The following is a 16,229-nucleotide window of genomic DNA, read 5'->3' as shown; positions in this document are numbered from 1 at the left end:
TGCCCCTGGCGTGAAGATGGACCATCAACGATTTCGTAGTTGCACTTCGCGGATTCTGCCTACCTCGTCCTCAAGGGTGAGGCTGTTCCGTTCCGATAAATGTCCGGATCGTGTCGATGAGGTGCGGTGATGCCTGTGCGCCCAGCCGCTCAGCCGCGCCAACGATTCCGAGACGATCCAAACTATCAACCAACTCTCTTTCGTTGAGAGCGACCATGATCCGACCTTGTTCAGCGAAGCGCTTTGCGGTTGCGACCTGATGGTCATTCCGGTGCTCACCCAAATCCGCGCGGCGAGGCATGACCAGAATCTTCTTTCCCAATTCGAGAGCCGTGATGATCGAGCCCATCCCGGCATGCCCCACCACAAGGCTTGCCGCCTCTACGCGTCGCCTGAACTCAGTAGGATCAATAAACGGTTCGGCATGAATATGTTCGGCGTGATAGCTTGATGGACCGGTCTGGGCGAAGACATCCGCCCTTCCACGCAAACCAGCCCATTGATCGACCGTCCGGACCAAACGGTCAAATTGTCCTTGGGTCCCTACCGTCACAAAGATCATAGCACCGAGCCTTCGTAATGTGGACCTTCCGGTCGCGCCAAATGGGGCCACTGAGTCAACCAGAGGTCGGCGGAGTGGCCGATTCTAAATCCGGACATTGAAAGGTGTTCGACATTGGCGATGCTATCGAGCCAGACGGTTCGCGCGCCCATCATTCGTCCGAGCCGAAGCGCCAAGTATCCCGGCGCAGCCCCCGTAGACACAACGATATCGGGCCTCTCATGCAAAATGATGCTGGTGAGGCTTTTCGCAGTCTTTAGAAGCTTGAACTTCGTCCAGCGGTTCGCATCGTTGACCACGTAGAATTTGTGACCGGGCACTTGCGCACGATAGGACTCGTGAACGGTGACGAAAATAACCTCGCAACCTTCGAAGGCATCTCTGATGCGCAACAGCTGCACCCAGTGTCCTCCGCCCGAGGCGACCGCCAACAACTTCGGTCGATAGCCACGCCCCGGGGCGTGCATTCGGCGGTGTTGCAACATCAAGCTCATGGACAGGCTCCCTCGATCCACGAATTCGGAATTTCTGGGCACACCTAAAAATCTACTGCGGCCTTAATTCAAATAATATATATTAAATCACGCCACCGGTCAAATTAAATATTTAATTATTTAACCGTGGCGGAATGCGCGAAAGGCAGAGATAGTGTCATCGGTGAATTTGCTGGGGCTCTTGCAGCCCGAGCGCAGCCCCCACAACTCGGCCGTGGTGGACGTTATGCGCCCGTTTGTCCGCTTAGGAGGAACTATGCATCTGACAATTGAAGCCCCTCGAAAGAAGCGCGCCTTGGTGCTCGCTGGCGCATTGGGCATGCGGGAAAAACTGGTTGGCTTGCGCCTATGGTTCCTGCGCAAGATCGTCAAGATGGATATCCACCCGACCGTCAAGATATCCCTGCGGGCCAACTTGGACCTGACGAATCCGAGTGGTGTACACATCGATGCTGGGACCTATGTCGCTTTCCATGCCGTCGTCCTCACACACGACATGTCCCGCTTGGTCATGACTGACACCTATATCGGCAAGAACTGCTTTATTGGCGCTTACTCGATCATTCTGCCGGGCGTTCGAATCGGAGACGAGTGTGTCGTCGGTAGCGGCTCGGTGGTGACCACCGATGTCCCTTCGCACTCCGTTGTCGCGGGAAATCCAGCAAGAATAATTCATTCTGGAATTCGTACGGGCAAATGGGGCATTCGCGAAGACATTTACACAAAGGCCAAGGCTGCGGAGACGGCGGCTCAGACTGAACTGGCGCCGGTCCGCTAACCAATGAGGTCCTCGCAGCTCGTTATGACATTTCTTGCATGCTGCCTCGCTACCGATTGCGGCGGCTTGGCTGAGGCCAGCGCCGAACAGAAGCCCATGAAGGTGGCGGCACTCGGAACCAGTCTCACTCATAGTGGCGGCTGGCTCACCTCGCTTGAGAGGCAGTTGGCCAAATGCCTCGAGCGGTCGGTCAACGTTCTCGACTTTGGTCGCGACGGCGCAACGTCTGGATGGGGAGTTGCGATTCTGGATGAACTCATTCTTGCGCAGCCGGACATCGTCTTAATTGAGTTCGCTGTAAACGATGCAGCGCTGTTCAACGGAATGTCACTCAAACAAAGCCGAGAGAACGTCAGACAAATTGTGCGGACCATCAGAACCGCCCAGCCTCACGTCAAGATTTTTCTCATGACAATGAACCCCTCTTCTGGCCTGCGCGGCGGCATTCGACCCCGGCTAAACGCCTACTACGATGACTACAAGCTCCTCGCCGATGAATTGGGCACAGGATACATAGACAATTTTGGTGCATGGAACACTCTCACGAAGCAAGAGCTCAGAGAGCGCATTCCAGACGGTTTGCATCCGATACCAGAATCGGCTTGTCGCATTTTGGTGCCCGCGATTGCTGGTGCGATTGGCGGTACTGAATGTGTCGCGACGATGATGAATGAGTAGCGGCGGATCGGAAAATCTTAACTTCGTGCCTAGACTCGCAGAATAGGGTGCACTGATGTGTGGAATTTTCGGATGGGTGTTGGCCGGATCTCGACGACAGGATTACAACACGCTCGTATCGATAACGGATTTGATGGCACATCGCGGCCCTGATGGCTCCGGATATTGGCTTGGCGACAGCGCCAACATGCGGCATCAGGTAGGACTTGGTCACCGGCGCCTCTCGATCATTGACATACAGGGCGGCACTCAGCCGATGTGGAGCGCTGATCAGAAGATCGTAATCGTCTTCAATGGTGAGATCTACAACTTCATCGAGCTCCGCAAGGAGCTTGCTGATCTTGGACATCAATTCCGGACGTCCTCTGATACGGAAGTGATGATTGAGGCGTATAGGGCGTGGGGTCCGGGGGCGGTTGCTCGTTTCCGCGGTATGTTCGCGTTCCTGCTTTGGGACATGAATGAGCAACGCTTGCTTGTCGGCCGGGACCAGTTCGGAAAAAAACCCCTCTTCATTTCTGAGATGCTTGGCGCTTGGATCTTCAGCTCCGAGATCGAGCCGATTATGCAATTTCCCGGAATCGATCGAAGTTTGGATCACGATGCTTTCCAGGACTACCTCCTGAATCGCTATGTTCCCGGTCCCTCCACTTTGTTTCAAGGCGTGAAGAAGCTGTCGGCCGGTTGTTACGCGTTGTGGCAGGATGGACGATTCTCGGTGACACGCTATTACGTCCCGCCATTTGCAACAACGACTCCCGACGTCACGGATTTCGACGATGCGGTCGAAATGTTCAGAGAGACGCTAAATGAATCCGTGCGAATTCGAATGCGCAGCGATGCACCCTTCGGCGCGTTCCTGTCAGGCGGCTTGGACTCATCGGCCATCGTCAGCATCATGGCTCGCCAGGCCTCCGACAAGGTACGTACTTTTTCCGTTGGCTTCCGTGAGTCAAAATACTCCGAGCTCGGCTTCGCACAGATGATCGCTCAGCGCTTCGATACTGATCACCATGAAGTCGTGGTTGAACCAGATATGTTCATGGAGCAATGGCCTACGGCCGTGGTGCGGAGAGGCGCACCTGTCTCTGAACCTGCAGACATCCCCATCCTTATCTTGTCGAAGCTGGCCTCTCGTACAGTGAAGATGGTGCTGACAGGTGAGGGCTCCGACGAGCTAATGGGCGGCTACCCAAAACATCGCGCTGAGCGTTGGATCGAGTTGTATCACCGCATCATGCCGTCAACCCTGCATGATAGTGTGATAGGACCCGCCGTGCGAGCCCTGCCCTACACGATGCGAAGAGCGAAGATCGTTGGGATGGCTGCCGGCGAGCGAGATCTGGCCAATCGAATGAGAGTGTGGTTTGGCGGCGTCACGACCGAAGATCGGAATGCCCTGCTTGGCCAGCTAATATCGCCGGAGCCGCGCGAACCGTATCCATTCTCAATAAGGACCGGGTCCCCTGTCCGCCGTACGCTCTTTTTTGATCAGACGTCCTGGCTACCGGACAATCTGCTGGAACGCGGAGATCGGATGATGATGGCGGGATCCATCGAAGGCCGAATGCCGTATATGGACACCAAGCTGGCGGCGCTGGTCTCACGCTTTCCCGACAGCTTCCTGGTTGGCAACATCAAAGGCAAGCTCATCTTGCGAGCCGCCATGGATAAGACGATACCCAAAGACATCCTTCTTCGTAAGAAGGTTGGTTTCCGCATACCAGTCGATGAGTGGTTCCGCGGCCCCTATCGGGACTTCCTCCGCGACATGCTGACAAGCAATGCCTCGCAAATCAGTCGCATCTGTAACAGCGCGGTCATAAGTGAGCTCATGAATACTCACCTTGAGGGGCGCGCAAACAACGAGAAAGTCCTTTGGTCTTTGGTGAACCTGGAGCTGTTCCTGCGAACCTTCAAGCCAACAGGCATAAGAGATATTCGGACCAAAGCCGCTTGATCGCGCCTCTGGTCAGCGAGCCGATTGCGAGCATCCGGGATTTGCCACCAACCCGTTCAGCCCACGTGCCTTCCGGTCTCGGAATTTGCCGCGCAGGCAGCGGTTACCGCTCCCTCCGTCCAGCCACTCGCCCAGCGCCAGCGGTTTCCCCACACCTTGTACCACTCACTCGCATTCTGACGATAGTTCGCCTTTCTCAAGATGGCTGCGGCCCCAGCATATGCCAGCCATCGTGTTAGGGGCATCAGCAGATACAACTTTCTCCCGATCATTCGGGAAAGCAAGGACCAATGTCGGTCCATCAGCGTCACGCGACCGGCCAGCATTTGAATTCGAAACTCACTCTTCTGAGGGTATGAAGCGCCCCCGTAATGCACGATTGTCGCTGTCGGTGTTATCCTTGGGCGCGCCCCAAGTTTCCGTGCTCTCAGGCACAAATCCGCCTCCTCCGCGTACATGAAGAATACCGGATCGAATCCGTCAAGCGTTTGCCAAAGAGCTCGATCAATCAGGAAGAAGCAGCCTGAGACTATGTCGACCGGCCGCACTGAATCCCGTTTCCAACGCGGATAGGATTCCGGATTGAAGAACATGCTACTCTTAATTGTGTTCAATCCCATGGCCCAGCAGAAGACGCTCCATACAGACGCATCCTTCCAGCATGATGCCGGATTTAAGGATCCGTCGGCAAAGACAGTGCGCCCTCCCCAAATGCGAGCTTCCGGAGCGTTGACGGCAAATTCGTTCAGACGATCGATGGCGTGATCCAGCACTACTGTATCGGGATTGATGAGCAATAGCCGGCGTCCCATTGCACTCTTCGCAGCGATATTGTTGGCTTTCCCAAAACCGACATTCTGTAGGGAAGTGATGACCCTGACAGTCGGAAATTGCGCTCGGATCGCTTCGGAGGAGCCGTCAGTGGACGCGCTGTCGAACACGATCAATTCATATTGCACGTGAGTCGTCTGCTCCAATATGGACCTAATGCATTCAATGGTCATCTCGCGCGTGTTGTGCGTTACGACAATAATGCTCAGGTCGTCCATATGTGAGCTCCGGCAGAGATGTAGTCTTTCTCAAGCTAAGGGACCAAGTGAACACAGCGTTCATACAGCCGTCGCTGGTCAACCATAGGCCCCTGGCAAATTTAACAACAACGAACGTCGTGCCCCTCAAGAGCCGTGCCGGAGATACCTCTGAAGCGATCCCGGCGGCCATACGATACGACCACCCCTTGACCCGTCATCGAGTAGCTTAGGTACGGGAAACTCTAGTTTCAACCGAGCCGCCTTCCGATCATGGCGTTCTTCACGCGCGCTACAGATGCCGTAACCTGGCGCGGTAGAGCGATAATGGCGAGCGGTCTAGCCAGGCGCAAGATATCTCCGAAGCCAAGACAATAAAGGTGTACATGCCATTGCCAGATCTCGTGCATGGCGGTCGCCAAGGGGGCGCCCCGCCGCCGAATTTCTGCAATTGCGAATATGACGTTGCGGGCTGCCCAGCGCCTGCCTTCCAAGACAAGCAGTTTTCGTTCCTCCGGATTGAACTTCGAGCACTCGACCGTCCTAGCGATCAGATCGACGACCTTTTGGTCGTCGGCAAGCCGTATGTCGAGGTCCAAACCTGAAGTCGCGCTTGTGTCGTGCACGCTATGGAATCCGCATGTTTCATTGACAAAACCGGCTCTGTCCGACAGCAGAAGGGGAAGCGAAGCAGCCATGTCCGTTGCGCAAGCAAACTCGCTGGAAAATCCGCCCCGCGCCCGAAATTCTCGAGTGGCAAGCAAGATTGTGCATATGTTGGTGTGTATCCGCCGCTTAAAGAACTCGACGAGGATATGCTTCCCGGGCCAGATTCCCGTTCGCAGTTTCGAGTTTGGAATCGCCGCAACATTGCGGTGCAACTGAGACATGAAGATGTCGCTCAACGCGACGACGATCGGGAGATCTGCCTCCAGATTGATGAGGGCAACACATCGCTGTAGAAAATGTGGTGCAATTTGATCATCGTCCGAAACAAATACGACATAGTCGCCGCGGGCCTCGGCCAGGCACGAATTCCAGTTCGGAATTAGACCAACGTTCTTTTCCTGAGTTACGACGCGAAGCTTTTTGTCCTGAATACCTCTAAGCACTTTAGACGTGTCATCTGTCGACGCGTTGTCCAGAACTAGCACCTCAAAATGCGGATAAGTCTGCGCCAGGGCGGATCGCAAACACTCCTTGAGCAGCATCGCTCGATTGTAGGTTGGGATCGCAATCGTTATGAACGGCCTACTCAGGCCAGTGCTATCGAACATAGGATTCGCCCTCGCGCACTGTCCGCGTCTCCGCGTCAGCAATGTGCTCAAGCGTGGCGACGCCCACGCCGGCAACCGTTTTATGGAGGTCACTGTTGCTGTTCGGAATACGCTCGAGCCAAATCTCACGACACCAAGCATAAATGCTTCTCGGACAAAACATTCGACAGTTGCTGTAACGTGATTGGCACCAGACGTTCTCTAAGATCAAGGCAGGTGTCTTCAGAGACTTCATAAGTCCAGTTTTCTCGTCTATGAACGTCGTCACGCGAGCCTTTACACGGTAAGTTCCTCCGCAAAACGGTACGAGCTCGGCATCGAATGATAGTCCGCGATTGGTATTTGAATGACTCACCAACGTCGCGCGTATTTCTTCATACGATTTCATTCTAACTATCTCGCCGGGCTGCAGGTTAAGGTCGCAGAGCGGACCGATTTGGCCGGCAGGGAGAGTCCCTTGCCGCCGGGGGAAGGGGACACCACCCCAAAGACCCTGGAACCAGTCGTAAAGCAGTCGGGCTGGCCGGCCCAATATCCCTCTCTTGGCCATGTTAGATGTCCCCGTGCCTCGCTTGGCTAATAGAATGTGCCAGACGAAGAGATAGATGAATCCGCGCGTGATGCGCCCTAATGAAGTGTTGCCGGACGTGTAGTCCTCGACATACTGGCGGGCGTCCCACCATGCGAGCGGCCGCGTGAAGAGGGGCAATTGCGTCGCCTGGCAAGTGTATCTTGGCTCCCCTTCCATATCTGCGGCGCGCGTTCCGTTCCATACATCTCGCACGGAACAACCGGCTCCCCCAGTATGTGTTTGCAATGTAGGAGGTTCGATGTGGTCCGAAGTGGTCACTGGGCTCGCCGATTCGTCGACCGGCTTCAACCACGCCTCCTTCCAAAACAAGAGGCACGCCGCCTGGCAGCCCCCATAGGCCTTACCGTCACATCGAGTATCGAGATGAACCGAGTTCGGAAGTCGCCGCCCAGCGATTGGGTTGACTGTGTCGCACGTTTTGTGCGCGCGCTTATAGACTTTGAAGCGCCGACCACAATACTCAAACATTTGCGGCATAAACGGCATCTCATCAAGCCGGCCATTTTTGTCCAAAGTCCGCAGTATTTCTTCCTTGCTGCGAACTTCTACCCAATCGCCCGCGCTCAAACTCGTCATTCGACTAATCCCCCGATATGAAGACCAGGATTCACTGCTACTCGGTAGGTCTCTTCGCCTAAATGAGGACAGCTCCTACGACCTACCTTCGATTGAGGCCGGTTTTCTCAAGGCGGCGAATAAATCAAAGTATAGTGCTCTCTGCCCCATGATGATCAGGAGCACTGAGTAATAAGTACCGGCCATAATACAACCGCCCAATAGGAGCCTCAGGAAGGGAAGTTCCTCCCCCGCAAGGTACAATTGACAAACCCACGCGGCCGCCCCTGCCGCAGCGCCCGAGAGAAGCGGACGTCCGACCGACATGAAAAGATCCCACGGAGATATCATCGTGCCATGAAGGCACCACACGATGTGCGGAATAAGCCACAGCGTCATCGCGGCCGAATAAGCGAACGCCACTCCGCCGGGACCGTACGGCAATCCAATGAAGTACGCAGAAATGACGATCGGAGCGAGAACGAGTGCGATCGCCAAGCTTCGCCGCTGCAGTCCAATTGAGAACAGAAGCCACCCAAGCGGATTTATCATCCCAAATATGAGGACAGTTGGGCTTAGCAGTCGAAATATGACGGCTGCTTCACCCCACTTCGGTCCGAGAAACACTCGAACAATGTCTTCGCTGAATAGCGCACAAAAGATGGTGATGGGAATCGTCAAGGAGGCGTACAAAGAATAGGCCTTGAGAAAGTATTTCTTCAGACGCGCGGGATCCTGTTGAAGGCGCGATAGCGCTGAGAACACGACAGCACCGACCGCCGCATTGAGATTGTCGGTGGGGATGGTAACGAGGGTGTATGCCCTCCCATACAGCCCGAGAGCATCGGTGCCCCAGAAACGCCCGAGAAGAACTTTCTCGAAATTGTAGGCAATATATACGACCAGACCGTTCAAAGTTATGGTCCCGCCGAAACGCAGCATATTGCCCGTACCAGCGCTGATGCCCGGCCGTTCCGGGATCCATGCGGTCGTCAACCACAGACACGATGTATTCATCACAGGCGAAACGAGTGCCATAGCGACGAGCGACCAATAACCGAAGCCGGCAATCGCCATGGCGATTCCAACGGCGATCGCCGACACTTGTGAGAGCGTTTCAATAACTGTTAGCGTGACGTATCGTAGCTGGCGCTGAAGAAGCGCATAGTGCTGCACGCCGGCCGCGTTGAATAGAAATCCCGCTCCTGTCACGATCGTCACCCAAAAAAGGCGAGGCTCGTGATAAAATGCAACGAGCATGGGTGCTGTTGCCAAGCACAAAAGGAACAATGTCGCTCCGACGGCTATGTTGATCCAGAACAATGTCGAGATTTGAGCGTCGGTGATGGTGTCTTGCTGAACCGTGGCTGACGAAAGGCCCGCGGTGGTAAAAAATCCGTACACGCCCGTGACAGCTGTAACCATGGCGAGCAGACCAAAATCATTGGGGCTGAGCAGGCGCGCCAAAATTGCTATCGAAGCAAGGCGCAGAGGGAAGCTTGCAGCCTGACCACAGAGCCGCGCCAAGCCGCCACGAACCGCCCGCTCTTTCAAGTCGTTCACAGCAAAAACCCAACGGTAACGAAATCAAACGGGATTAGGCCCGCAATGCTCATTCTCATGTCTCAGTCTGGTCCGCAAAGTACCGACCCCTTCACTTTCGCTAAAGACACACGCAGGATCTGACATGCGATGCTTTCCGACGCACTACAGTTCGAGGGCCACCTTGCGGGCGACGAATGCCTCCGCGTAGCGTTCCGGAGCGCGGCACTCCATGCCCCGGAGACGCGCCAAACCGCGGAACGTCTCCTCGTCGAACCATTGCTTGGATCGTTGGCTTGCGAAATGCGCCTTCAGTAGATCGATCTTGCGCTGCAGCGTCCTCGCCGAGACCGGCACATAGACATTGGGATTGCCCAGATCTCCATCCCATTTCGGGATCTCGTATTCGAGGATGCTGTGATCGCGAAACGTATTCCATGTCAGTCGACACACTTCACGATGATCTTGGTGAAGGTCGTCCCTCCGATGCGTCAGGATCAGATCGGGATTAGCCCGACTCTTCAGTTCCTCGAACCAGGACTTGATCCGCTCGCCCTGCTCCGGAAAGAATCCGTCGCGAAACGGCATCGTTTCAATCACCGCACTGGCTGCTTGAACCAGGAAGCTCTTCGCAGATTCGCGCGCCTCCCGCTCCCTTCCACCGGGCGCACTCAGCACGCACCAGTGCACATCGACATGCGCTCCGCGGTTCAACAAGCCGAGGATCGTCGCACCCGCACCTATTTCGATGTCATCCGAGTGCGCACCGAGACAGAGGATCGAGAGACGCCCTCCGGGCGCGGCAAGTTGAAATGCCTTCATGAAGCTGCCTGCGCCCGCACTTCCGAGATGATCTTCCAGGGCATTTCGCCCCGCTCAATCATCTCCTCAAGAACCTGCCGGTCCCGCAGCGTATCCATCGCGCGCCAGAAACCTTCGTACTTGTAGGCCATGAGCTTTCCGGCCTCGATCAGGCGATTGAATGGTTCGAGCACAAGCTCCTCGCCCTCACGGATGTAGTCGAAGATCTCCTTCCGGAAGATGAAGTAGCCCCCGTTGATCCAGATCTCGGACTGCTGACTGGAGCGGAAACGCTTGACGGTGTCTCCACCATTGAATTCAGCAAGGTGAAAATTGAACGGAGGATGCACGGCAACGAAACATCCGACCATTCCACTCTTCTTGAACCGCTCTACTATTTCGGGCAACGGCGCGTCGGTCAGGCCATCACTGTAGTTTGCGAGAAAGATGTCCTCGTTCTCAACGAGGGAGCGCACCGCCATCAAGCGCTGACCGATGTTTCGCCAAATGCCGGTGTCAACTAGCGAAACCTGCCAATCCGGCGGCTGCTCGCCGATGACCTCAACCTTCCTGCCGAAGTTGGAAACAACGCAATCGCTGTGAGCCCAGCGATCCGAGTTGAGGAAGTACTCCTTGATCACATTGGCCTTGTAGCCCAGGCACAGTATAAAATCGCGATGACCATACTGACTATAGTATTGCATAACATGCCACAGCATCGGGTGTTGGCCGACGGGCACCATGGGCTTCGGAATGCTTTCAGAATATTCTCGGATGCGGGTCCCGAGCCCCCCACAGAACAGCACAACTTTCATGGCCAGCGCTTCCCATGTTTCTGCCAACCGCTTCGGTCGCTACAGATCGCCAAAAGCGGCTCATACAAGTCTCGATTTAAATACATAAATCTCGCAAATTGAATAGTCGCATTTTATATGGCGACACCAATTAATCAATATTTTTTGAAAACTATTTTGAAATTTTGCTCTTAAGCATTATCATCGTTGACATTTCGATGCATTTTAATGCCGGCCGGGCAATTAAGGAGGAAGTGGAGTGATTATAACCGAAACCAAGCTTAAAGGAGCCTACATTATCGATATTGAACGCCGCGAGGATTCGCGCGGCTTTTTTGCGAGAGCCTTTTGCCAGAGAGAGTTTAGGACCCTCGGGCTCAATCCGGTCATCGCGCAGGCGAATATCGCGTCAAATGTCCGGCGGGGAACCCTGCGCGGCATGCACTTTCAGTTTCCGCCGGCATCGGAGACGAAACTGGTTCGTTGTACGCGTGGCGCCATCCTGGACATCATAGTCGACCTGCGTCCCGGAAGCCCGACCTACCTGCAGCATGTCGCCGTCGAACTGAACGAAACCAACCAGCGAGCGCTCTATGTGCCGGAACGTTTTGCTCACGGATATCAGACTCTCGTCGACAACACCGATACCAGCTACCAGGTGGGAGAATTCTATACGCCCGAGGCGGAGAGCGGGCTGATGTACAATGATCCTAAGCTTGGACTGACCTGGCCGCTTCCGGTTTCCGTGATCTCGGAGAAGGATCAGAAATTTCGCTTACTCAACGAGGTCGAATCCGAACTGAAAGGGCGGATGGAACTCGCCGGCGTCGAAGGTTGACGCCGAAAGCACGTCGCACGCAGGCCCTTACCGATCCCTTCTAGTTGAAAGAATCTACGATGATACTCATCGACCACGCCCTAAACGCCCGTCATGCGGCCGGAAAGCCAATTCGCGTCGGCCTGCTTGGCGCAGGTTTCATGGTTCAGGGGATTACCAATCAGATAAACAACAGTGTTCCTGGAATGCGCGTGGTTGCCATATACAGCCGAAAGCCACAGCGTGGCCGTGACGTATTCAACTATTCCGGCCTAACCGACGTGGTTTACGCGGACAACCAAGGACAGCTAGACAGAGCCATTGCCGCTGGCGTTCCGGCGGTCACCGAGGACGCGTTCCTCCTCGCCAGATCGGACCTGGTCGACGTGATCGTCGACGTAACCGGATCGGTTGAATTCGGCGCCCACGTCGCGCTGGAAGCCTTCAAGCATCAAAAAACCGTGGTGCTCATGAACGCGGAGATTGACGCGACTATCGGGCCGATCTTGCAGGTCTATGCAAAGAAGTACGGCGGCTCCCTATCCGCATGCGATGGCGACGAACCGGGAGTGCAAATGAACCTGGTTCGATGGGTAAAGGGACTCGGCTTGATCCCACGCGTTGTCGGCAACATCAAGGGACTTCAGGACCCGTATCGTACCCCCACCACGCAGAAGGGATTTGCCGAGCAATGGGGACAGAACCCAGCCATGGTCACCAGCTTTGCTGACGGATCCAAGATCAGTTTCGAGCAAACGATCGTCGCCAATGCTACCGGCTTCAAGGTAAGATCGCGCGGCATGTCGCGCGGGCTGGAATACCGCGGCGACGTCACGAAGATAGGCACACTCTACGACATAGACGAGGTCCGCGCCCTGGGCGGAATCATCGACTATCTCGTCGGCACACCGCTGACCAAGGTCTACGTGCTAGCCGAGCACACCGATCCAAAACAAAAGAAGTATTTGAGCTTGTACAAAATGGGTGAAGGCCCCTTGTACTCGTTCTTCACCCCATATCACCTCGTTCATTTCGAAGTGCCGAACTCGATTGCTCGTGCGTTTCTTTTCAAAGATTTGGTCGCCCCTCCCATCGCCGGTCCGGTCGTCGAGGTCTGTGCCGTCGCCAAGCGTGATTTGGCGGCGGGCGAGGTCCTCGATGACTATGGGATGTACATGACCTATGGCGAAGCCGTGAACTCCGAGGAAATGAGCCAAATGCAATACCTTCCCGAAGGTCTCGTAGAGGGCTGCAAGTTGCGGCACGCAGTCAAAAAGGATGCAGTCCTGACATATGCGGATGTTGATCTGCCGCCGGGTCGTCTGGCCGACAAGCTGCGTGCAGAACAGTACAAGCACTTCAATGGAAACACTTGGCTTGAGCAACGGATCATCCGAGATGATTCATTCGCTCTCACGGCTTGAAGGGCTGAATGATGACCACGTTTGCCGAGCCATGTGACGCAGGCTTGCGTACGCGTCGCGAGGAGTCCGTTCGCCCGCCTTACTCGTTGATCCTGAGCGAGCGGATCTTCGCATGAATATTCATTGGGAAGCCACACCCGACGCGATCGGCGGCTGCATCCAGGCCGCGGCGCGTCTTCCCATCTTGATCCCCGGCAGTTCAATGTATCGATACGTGAGTTCTGAAACGATTATCGTGGCGGGTATGCTCAGGCACGAAAGTAGCAGCATCCCAGGAACAGTCCCAGAGTAGTTGAAGAGGAGCCAAACGATCGCGGAGATGACAGGATAGTGACACAGAAAGATCGAGTAGGAGCGCGAACCAAAATATTGCGCCACGGCACTCGTGAGCGCGCAGGAGTATATATTGCCAGCAAGTCCCGGCCGCTCCTGGCACTTCCGCGGAAGACCAAAAAATACAATAAACCAGATCAGGAACGGTCGCAGTTCACTGCGCAACGGAAAAAGGACCATCGCCAAAGCCACGGCCGGGACAAGCCAATTGTGGCCTTCCACATACGGGTAGGTGAATCGGCTCACAATTCCCACCACGAAGTAACTAACTCCAAGCGGCAAGGCTCCGGGCTGAGCAGTGCCGACGACACTTCTGAACCAAAATTCACAAATCGCAACTGCGACGGCCAGCAACGGGATGAACAATTCATTTCGGATGATGCAGATTATCAGCGGCGCAACAAGATAGAATTGCCATTCCAGCGAAATGCTCCAGGCTGGCATGTTGAATGCGTACTCCGAATACGGCAGCGCTGCATTGGAAATGGCACCGTGCAGCATCGTGAGATGCGCGAGAAGGTGTGACCAGAAGTACTTATGATTGCTTGCGGCGACACCATTAACAACCCTTGCGAATTCGGAATCATTAAAACCAGGAACAGCTAGCGAAATGGCAAGCAGATCGTTGGTGAAGAAACCAAAAAAGCAGGTGGTGGCAAACAACGGAAACAGTCGTGCAAAACGCTGAACGAGATAGACCGGATATGGCTCCGCTTTTTCGATAACAACGTGTGTGATCACGAAGCCGCTGACGACGAGGAAAACGAGAACAGCTGGCGGGCCCAACGACCTGACATGCAATCCCAGTGCTCCCATATTGGAGCCCGAACAGTATGCGAGGTGCGCCAAGACTACGGTCCACGCCAGCCAGCCTCGCAGTCCCTCGATCGCTCGAAACTTCTTCAGCGCGGCGCCCTTTCCCTATTTCGGTGGAATCGAAAAGGATGGCACTTGTCGCTAACATTGGTTCGGAGAATGTTATTTCCATTTGTCGGGATTTTGGCGTCGGGTCATTAACAAATCTAAATTTCTCGGCTTTGGCTCACAATAAGGTGACGACTATCGCCGCACCAACGCCAGAGCGCTTCTCGGCTTATAGTCCTAATGAAGCTCGGCTGGCCGCTACTCGAGAGATTCCGACATTTGGTGATTTTCAAGAGGACGCGACCTTGCAATGCCTTACCCGCGACATTGTGGGCAAATTGGGCGAATGACTCGTCCTCTGCATGACGATCGGCAACCCGTCGTGCTGGCCGAGACACCGCCCGAAATCCAGCCAGTCAGCGCGGGCCCGCCCTAGCGAAACCGCGGGGCGCGACGGCGGTATACCCGCGCTGGCTTCCCGCCCACCGGCTTTTCGTCTACGGTGAGCTCACCATTCATGACACCGCTGCAAGCTGCAGTCTCGTGCGGCGCAAGTCACTACTGAGAATTCTCTCCGCCAGCAGCTTCCGAATATGGCCGATGCGTTGATATTGCGGCCCCTCGAACTCCTCCAAAGTCAACTTTGACGAACGATAGACTGTGTAGAGCTGTTCGGCGCCCATTCGAGCGTCCCAGCGTGGCTGGAACCCTGGCAACTTGCAGCGGATCTTTTCAAAGCTCACTCGGTAGGACCGCTCATCTGGACTCGCATCCTCGGCAAACTCCACCGTGGAATTCGGCACCACGCTCGCGACGATCTCGGCTAGATCCCGAATTCGATAATTGTGAGCAGTTTGACCGACATTGAATGCCTCATTGAAGACGGATTCGGCAGGCGCCTCCAATGCGGCTATGAAAGCTCGGGAAATATCCTCGATGTGGACGATCGGCCGCCAGGGCGAGCCATCCGATTTCAGGTGAATTCTTCCTGTCGTAAACGCCCATGCAACAAGGTTATTCAGGACAATATCGAAGCGCAGCCGCGGTGAGACTCCGTACGCTGTCGCGGGCCTCAGATACACCGGGCAAAACCCGTCGCCGGCCAACGACGAAATATCACGTTCGGAGGCAACCTTGGATTCTCCGTAGGCTGTCACCGGATTGAGCGCGGCGGTCTCATCGATCATTTCCTCGCCGGCTTTTCCATAGTTGCTGCAGGATGAGGCGAACACGAAACGGCGTACGCCGGCATGTTTCGCAATCTCGGCCATGCGAACGCTTGCGCGATGATTGATCTGGTCAGTCAGTTCAGGCCTCAGATTGCCAAGCGGATCGTTGGAGAGCGCGGCTAGATGCAGCACAGCGTCGAAGCCAACGAGATCCGAAACTTCCGCGTCTCTGACGTCCTTCCAAATCGTCGGGACCTCGAGAATGCTACCGCCGGCAGCGTATGTACACCGGGAGTAGATGTCGCTGTCCATTCCAGCCACCTCGTGACCGGCGCCGACCAGCATTGGCGTCAAGACCGTGCCGATGTAGCCAAGATGACCTGTTACAAGAACTCGCATTGCCATTCTCCATCGCACTCAATTTTCATCAACGAAACCTTGCCCGGCTTCAGTGTTTCGGCCTGCGTCCCGTCAAATGCCGCCCTCATATCGGGGAGACCGCCTCGAGCCCGCAAAGTCCAGTGCCAGGATGGCTGCACGCACGGCTTCGGCTTCTTCACG

The 16,229-nt window shown here is 55.3% G+C and carries 16 protein-coding genes; 6 read left to right on the top strand and 10 right to left on the bottom strand.

All coding sequences use genetic code 11. From position 1 onward, the window contains the following. Window positions 1-70 precede the first annotated feature (70 nt). Together CWO91_RS02635 and CWO91_RS02630 are read right to left on the bottom strand one after the other, a co-directional pair. Window positions 71-562 (bottom strand): glycosyltransferase, encoded by a 492-nt coding sequence (locus CWO91_RS02635; RefSeq protein ID WP_130212118.1) that lies wholly within the window; start codon window positions 560-562, stop codon window positions 71-73. Continuing rightward, window positions 559-1,056, bottom strand: coding sequence for a UDP-N-acetylglucosamine--LPS N-acetylglucosamine transferase (locus CWO91_RS02630; protein WP_245471098.1), 498 nt, complete (start codon window positions 1,054-1,056; stop codon window positions 559-561). Before CWO91_RS02630 ends, CWO91_RS02635 begins: the two co-directional genes overlap by 4 nt. A 256-nt stretch (window positions 1,057-1,312) precedes the next feature. Here CWO91_RS02630 and CWO91_RS44945 point away from each other — a divergent pair, with 256 nt between their 5' ends. From CWO91_RS44945 to asnB, 3 genes are read left to right on the top strand one after another with little or no spacing between them, the layout of a single operon-like run. Then, window positions 1,313-1,834 (top strand): acyltransferase, encoded by a 522-nt coding sequence (locus CWO91_RS44945; RefSeq protein ID WP_283810922.1) that lies wholly within the window; start codon window positions 1,313-1,315, stop codon window positions 1,832-1,834. A gap of 24 nt (window positions 1,835-1,858) precedes the next feature. Further along, window positions 1,859-2,512: an SGNH/GDSL hydrolase family protein gene (locus CWO91_RS02620; protein WP_165405188.1), complete on the top strand. Its 654-nt coding sequence runs from the start codon at window positions 1,859-1,861 to the stop codon at window positions 2,510-2,512. A 55-nt stretch (window positions 2,513-2,567) separates the two neighbouring features. Continuing rightward, window positions 2,568-4,472, top strand: a complete 1,905-nt coding sequence (gene asnB / locus CWO91_RS02615) for an asparagine synthase (glutamine-hydrolyzing) (RefSeq protein WP_130212116.1) — start codon at window positions 2,568-2,570, stop codon at window positions 4,470-4,472. Between the two features lie 56 nt (window positions 4,473-4,528). Here asnB and CWO91_RS02610 read toward each other — a convergent pair whose 3' ends face one another. From CWO91_RS02610 to CWO91_RS02585, 6 genes are all read right to left on the bottom strand, one after another. Then, window positions 4,529-5,521: a glycosyltransferase family 2 protein gene (locus tag CWO91_RS02610; protein ID WP_130212115.1), complete on the bottom strand. Its 993-nt coding sequence runs from the start codon at window positions 5,519-5,521 to the stop codon at window positions 4,529-4,531. Between the two features lie 230 nt (window positions 5,522-5,751). After that, window positions 5,752-6,777, bottom strand: coding sequence for a glycosyltransferase family 2 protein (locus CWO91_RS02605; protein ID WP_283810921.1), 1,026 nt, complete (start codon window positions 6,775-6,777; stop codon window positions 5,752-5,754). Beyond that, the gene (locus tag CWO91_RS02600; protein ID WP_245471097.1) at window positions 6,767-7,945 is read right to left on the bottom strand and encodes a hypothetical protein; all 1,179 of its coding nucleotides are present in this window, start codon (window positions 7,943-7,945) and stop codon (window positions 6,767-6,769) included. The genes CWO91_RS02605 and CWO91_RS02600 overlap by 11 nt, the downstream gene beginning before the upstream one ends. Window positions 7,946-8,020: 75 nt before the next feature. Then, window positions 8,021-9,487: a lipopolysaccharide biosynthesis protein gene (locus CWO91_RS02595; protein ID WP_130212113.1), complete on the bottom strand. Its 1,467-nt coding sequence runs from the start codon at window positions 9,485-9,487 to the stop codon at window positions 8,021-8,023. Window positions 9,488-9,631: 144 nt separating this feature from the next. Beyond that, window positions 9,632-10,288, bottom strand: a complete 657-nt coding sequence (locus CWO91_RS02590; RefSeq protein WP_130212112.1) for a PIG-L deacetylase family protein — start codon at window positions 10,286-10,288, stop codon at window positions 9,632-9,634. Then, on the bottom strand, window positions 10,285-11,082 hold the full coding sequence (locus tag CWO91_RS02585; protein WP_130212111.1) for a sugar phosphate nucleotidyltransferase: 798 nt from the start codon (window positions 11,080-11,082) through the stop codon (window positions 10,285-10,287). The genes CWO91_RS02590 and CWO91_RS02585 overlap by 4 nt, the downstream gene beginning before the upstream one ends. Window positions 11,083-11,320: 238 nt before the next feature. Here CWO91_RS02585 and rfbC point away from each other — a divergent pair, with 238 nt between their 5' ends. Next, window positions 11,321-11,899 (top strand): dTDP-4-dehydrorhamnose 3,5-epimerase, encoded by a 579-nt coding sequence (rfbC, locus tag CWO91_RS02580; protein ID WP_130212110.1) that lies wholly within the window; start codon window positions 11,321-11,323, stop codon window positions 11,897-11,899. Between the two features lie 59 nt (window positions 11,900-11,958). Next, window positions 11,959-13,302 (top strand): NAD(P)H-dependent oxidoreductase, encoded by a 1,344-nt coding sequence (locus CWO91_RS02575; RefSeq protein ID WP_208752969.1) that lies wholly within the window; start codon window positions 11,959-11,961, stop codon window positions 13,300-13,302. Between the two features lie 120 nt (window positions 13,303-13,422). Here the strand turns inward: CWO91_RS02575 and CWO91_RS02570 are convergent, their stop codons facing one another. Further along, window positions 13,423-14,514: an acyltransferase family protein gene (locus CWO91_RS02570; protein ID WP_283810923.1), complete on the bottom strand. Its 1,092-nt coding sequence runs from the start codon at window positions 14,512-14,514 to the stop codon at window positions 13,423-13,425. Between the two features lie 65 nt (window positions 14,515-14,579). Between CWO91_RS02570 and CWO91_RS02565 the strand changes: the two genes are divergently transcribed. After that, window positions 14,580-14,849, top strand: coding sequence for a hypothetical protein (locus CWO91_RS02565; RefSeq protein ID WP_130212108.1), 270 nt, complete (start codon window positions 14,580-14,582; stop codon window positions 14,847-14,849). Window positions 14,850-15,014: 165 nt separating this feature from the next. Here the strand turns inward: CWO91_RS02565 and CWO91_RS02560 are convergent, their stop codons facing one another. Continuing rightward, window positions 15,015-16,067, bottom strand: coding sequence for an NAD-dependent epimerase/dehydratase family protein (locus tag CWO91_RS02560; RefSeq protein WP_130212107.1), 1,053 nt, complete (start codon window positions 16,065-16,067; stop codon window positions 15,015-15,017). Window positions 16,068-16,229 lie beyond the last annotated feature (162 nt).

It is taken from the genome of Bradyrhizobium genosp. SA-3 (assembly GCF_004212635.1).
Lineage (GTDB): Bacteria > Pseudomonadota > Alphaproteobacteria > Rhizobiales > Xanthobacteraceae > Bradyrhizobium.
The sequence above is the reverse complement of the archived record's forward strand: the minus strand, read 5'-3'. Positions and strand labels throughout refer to the sequence as shown.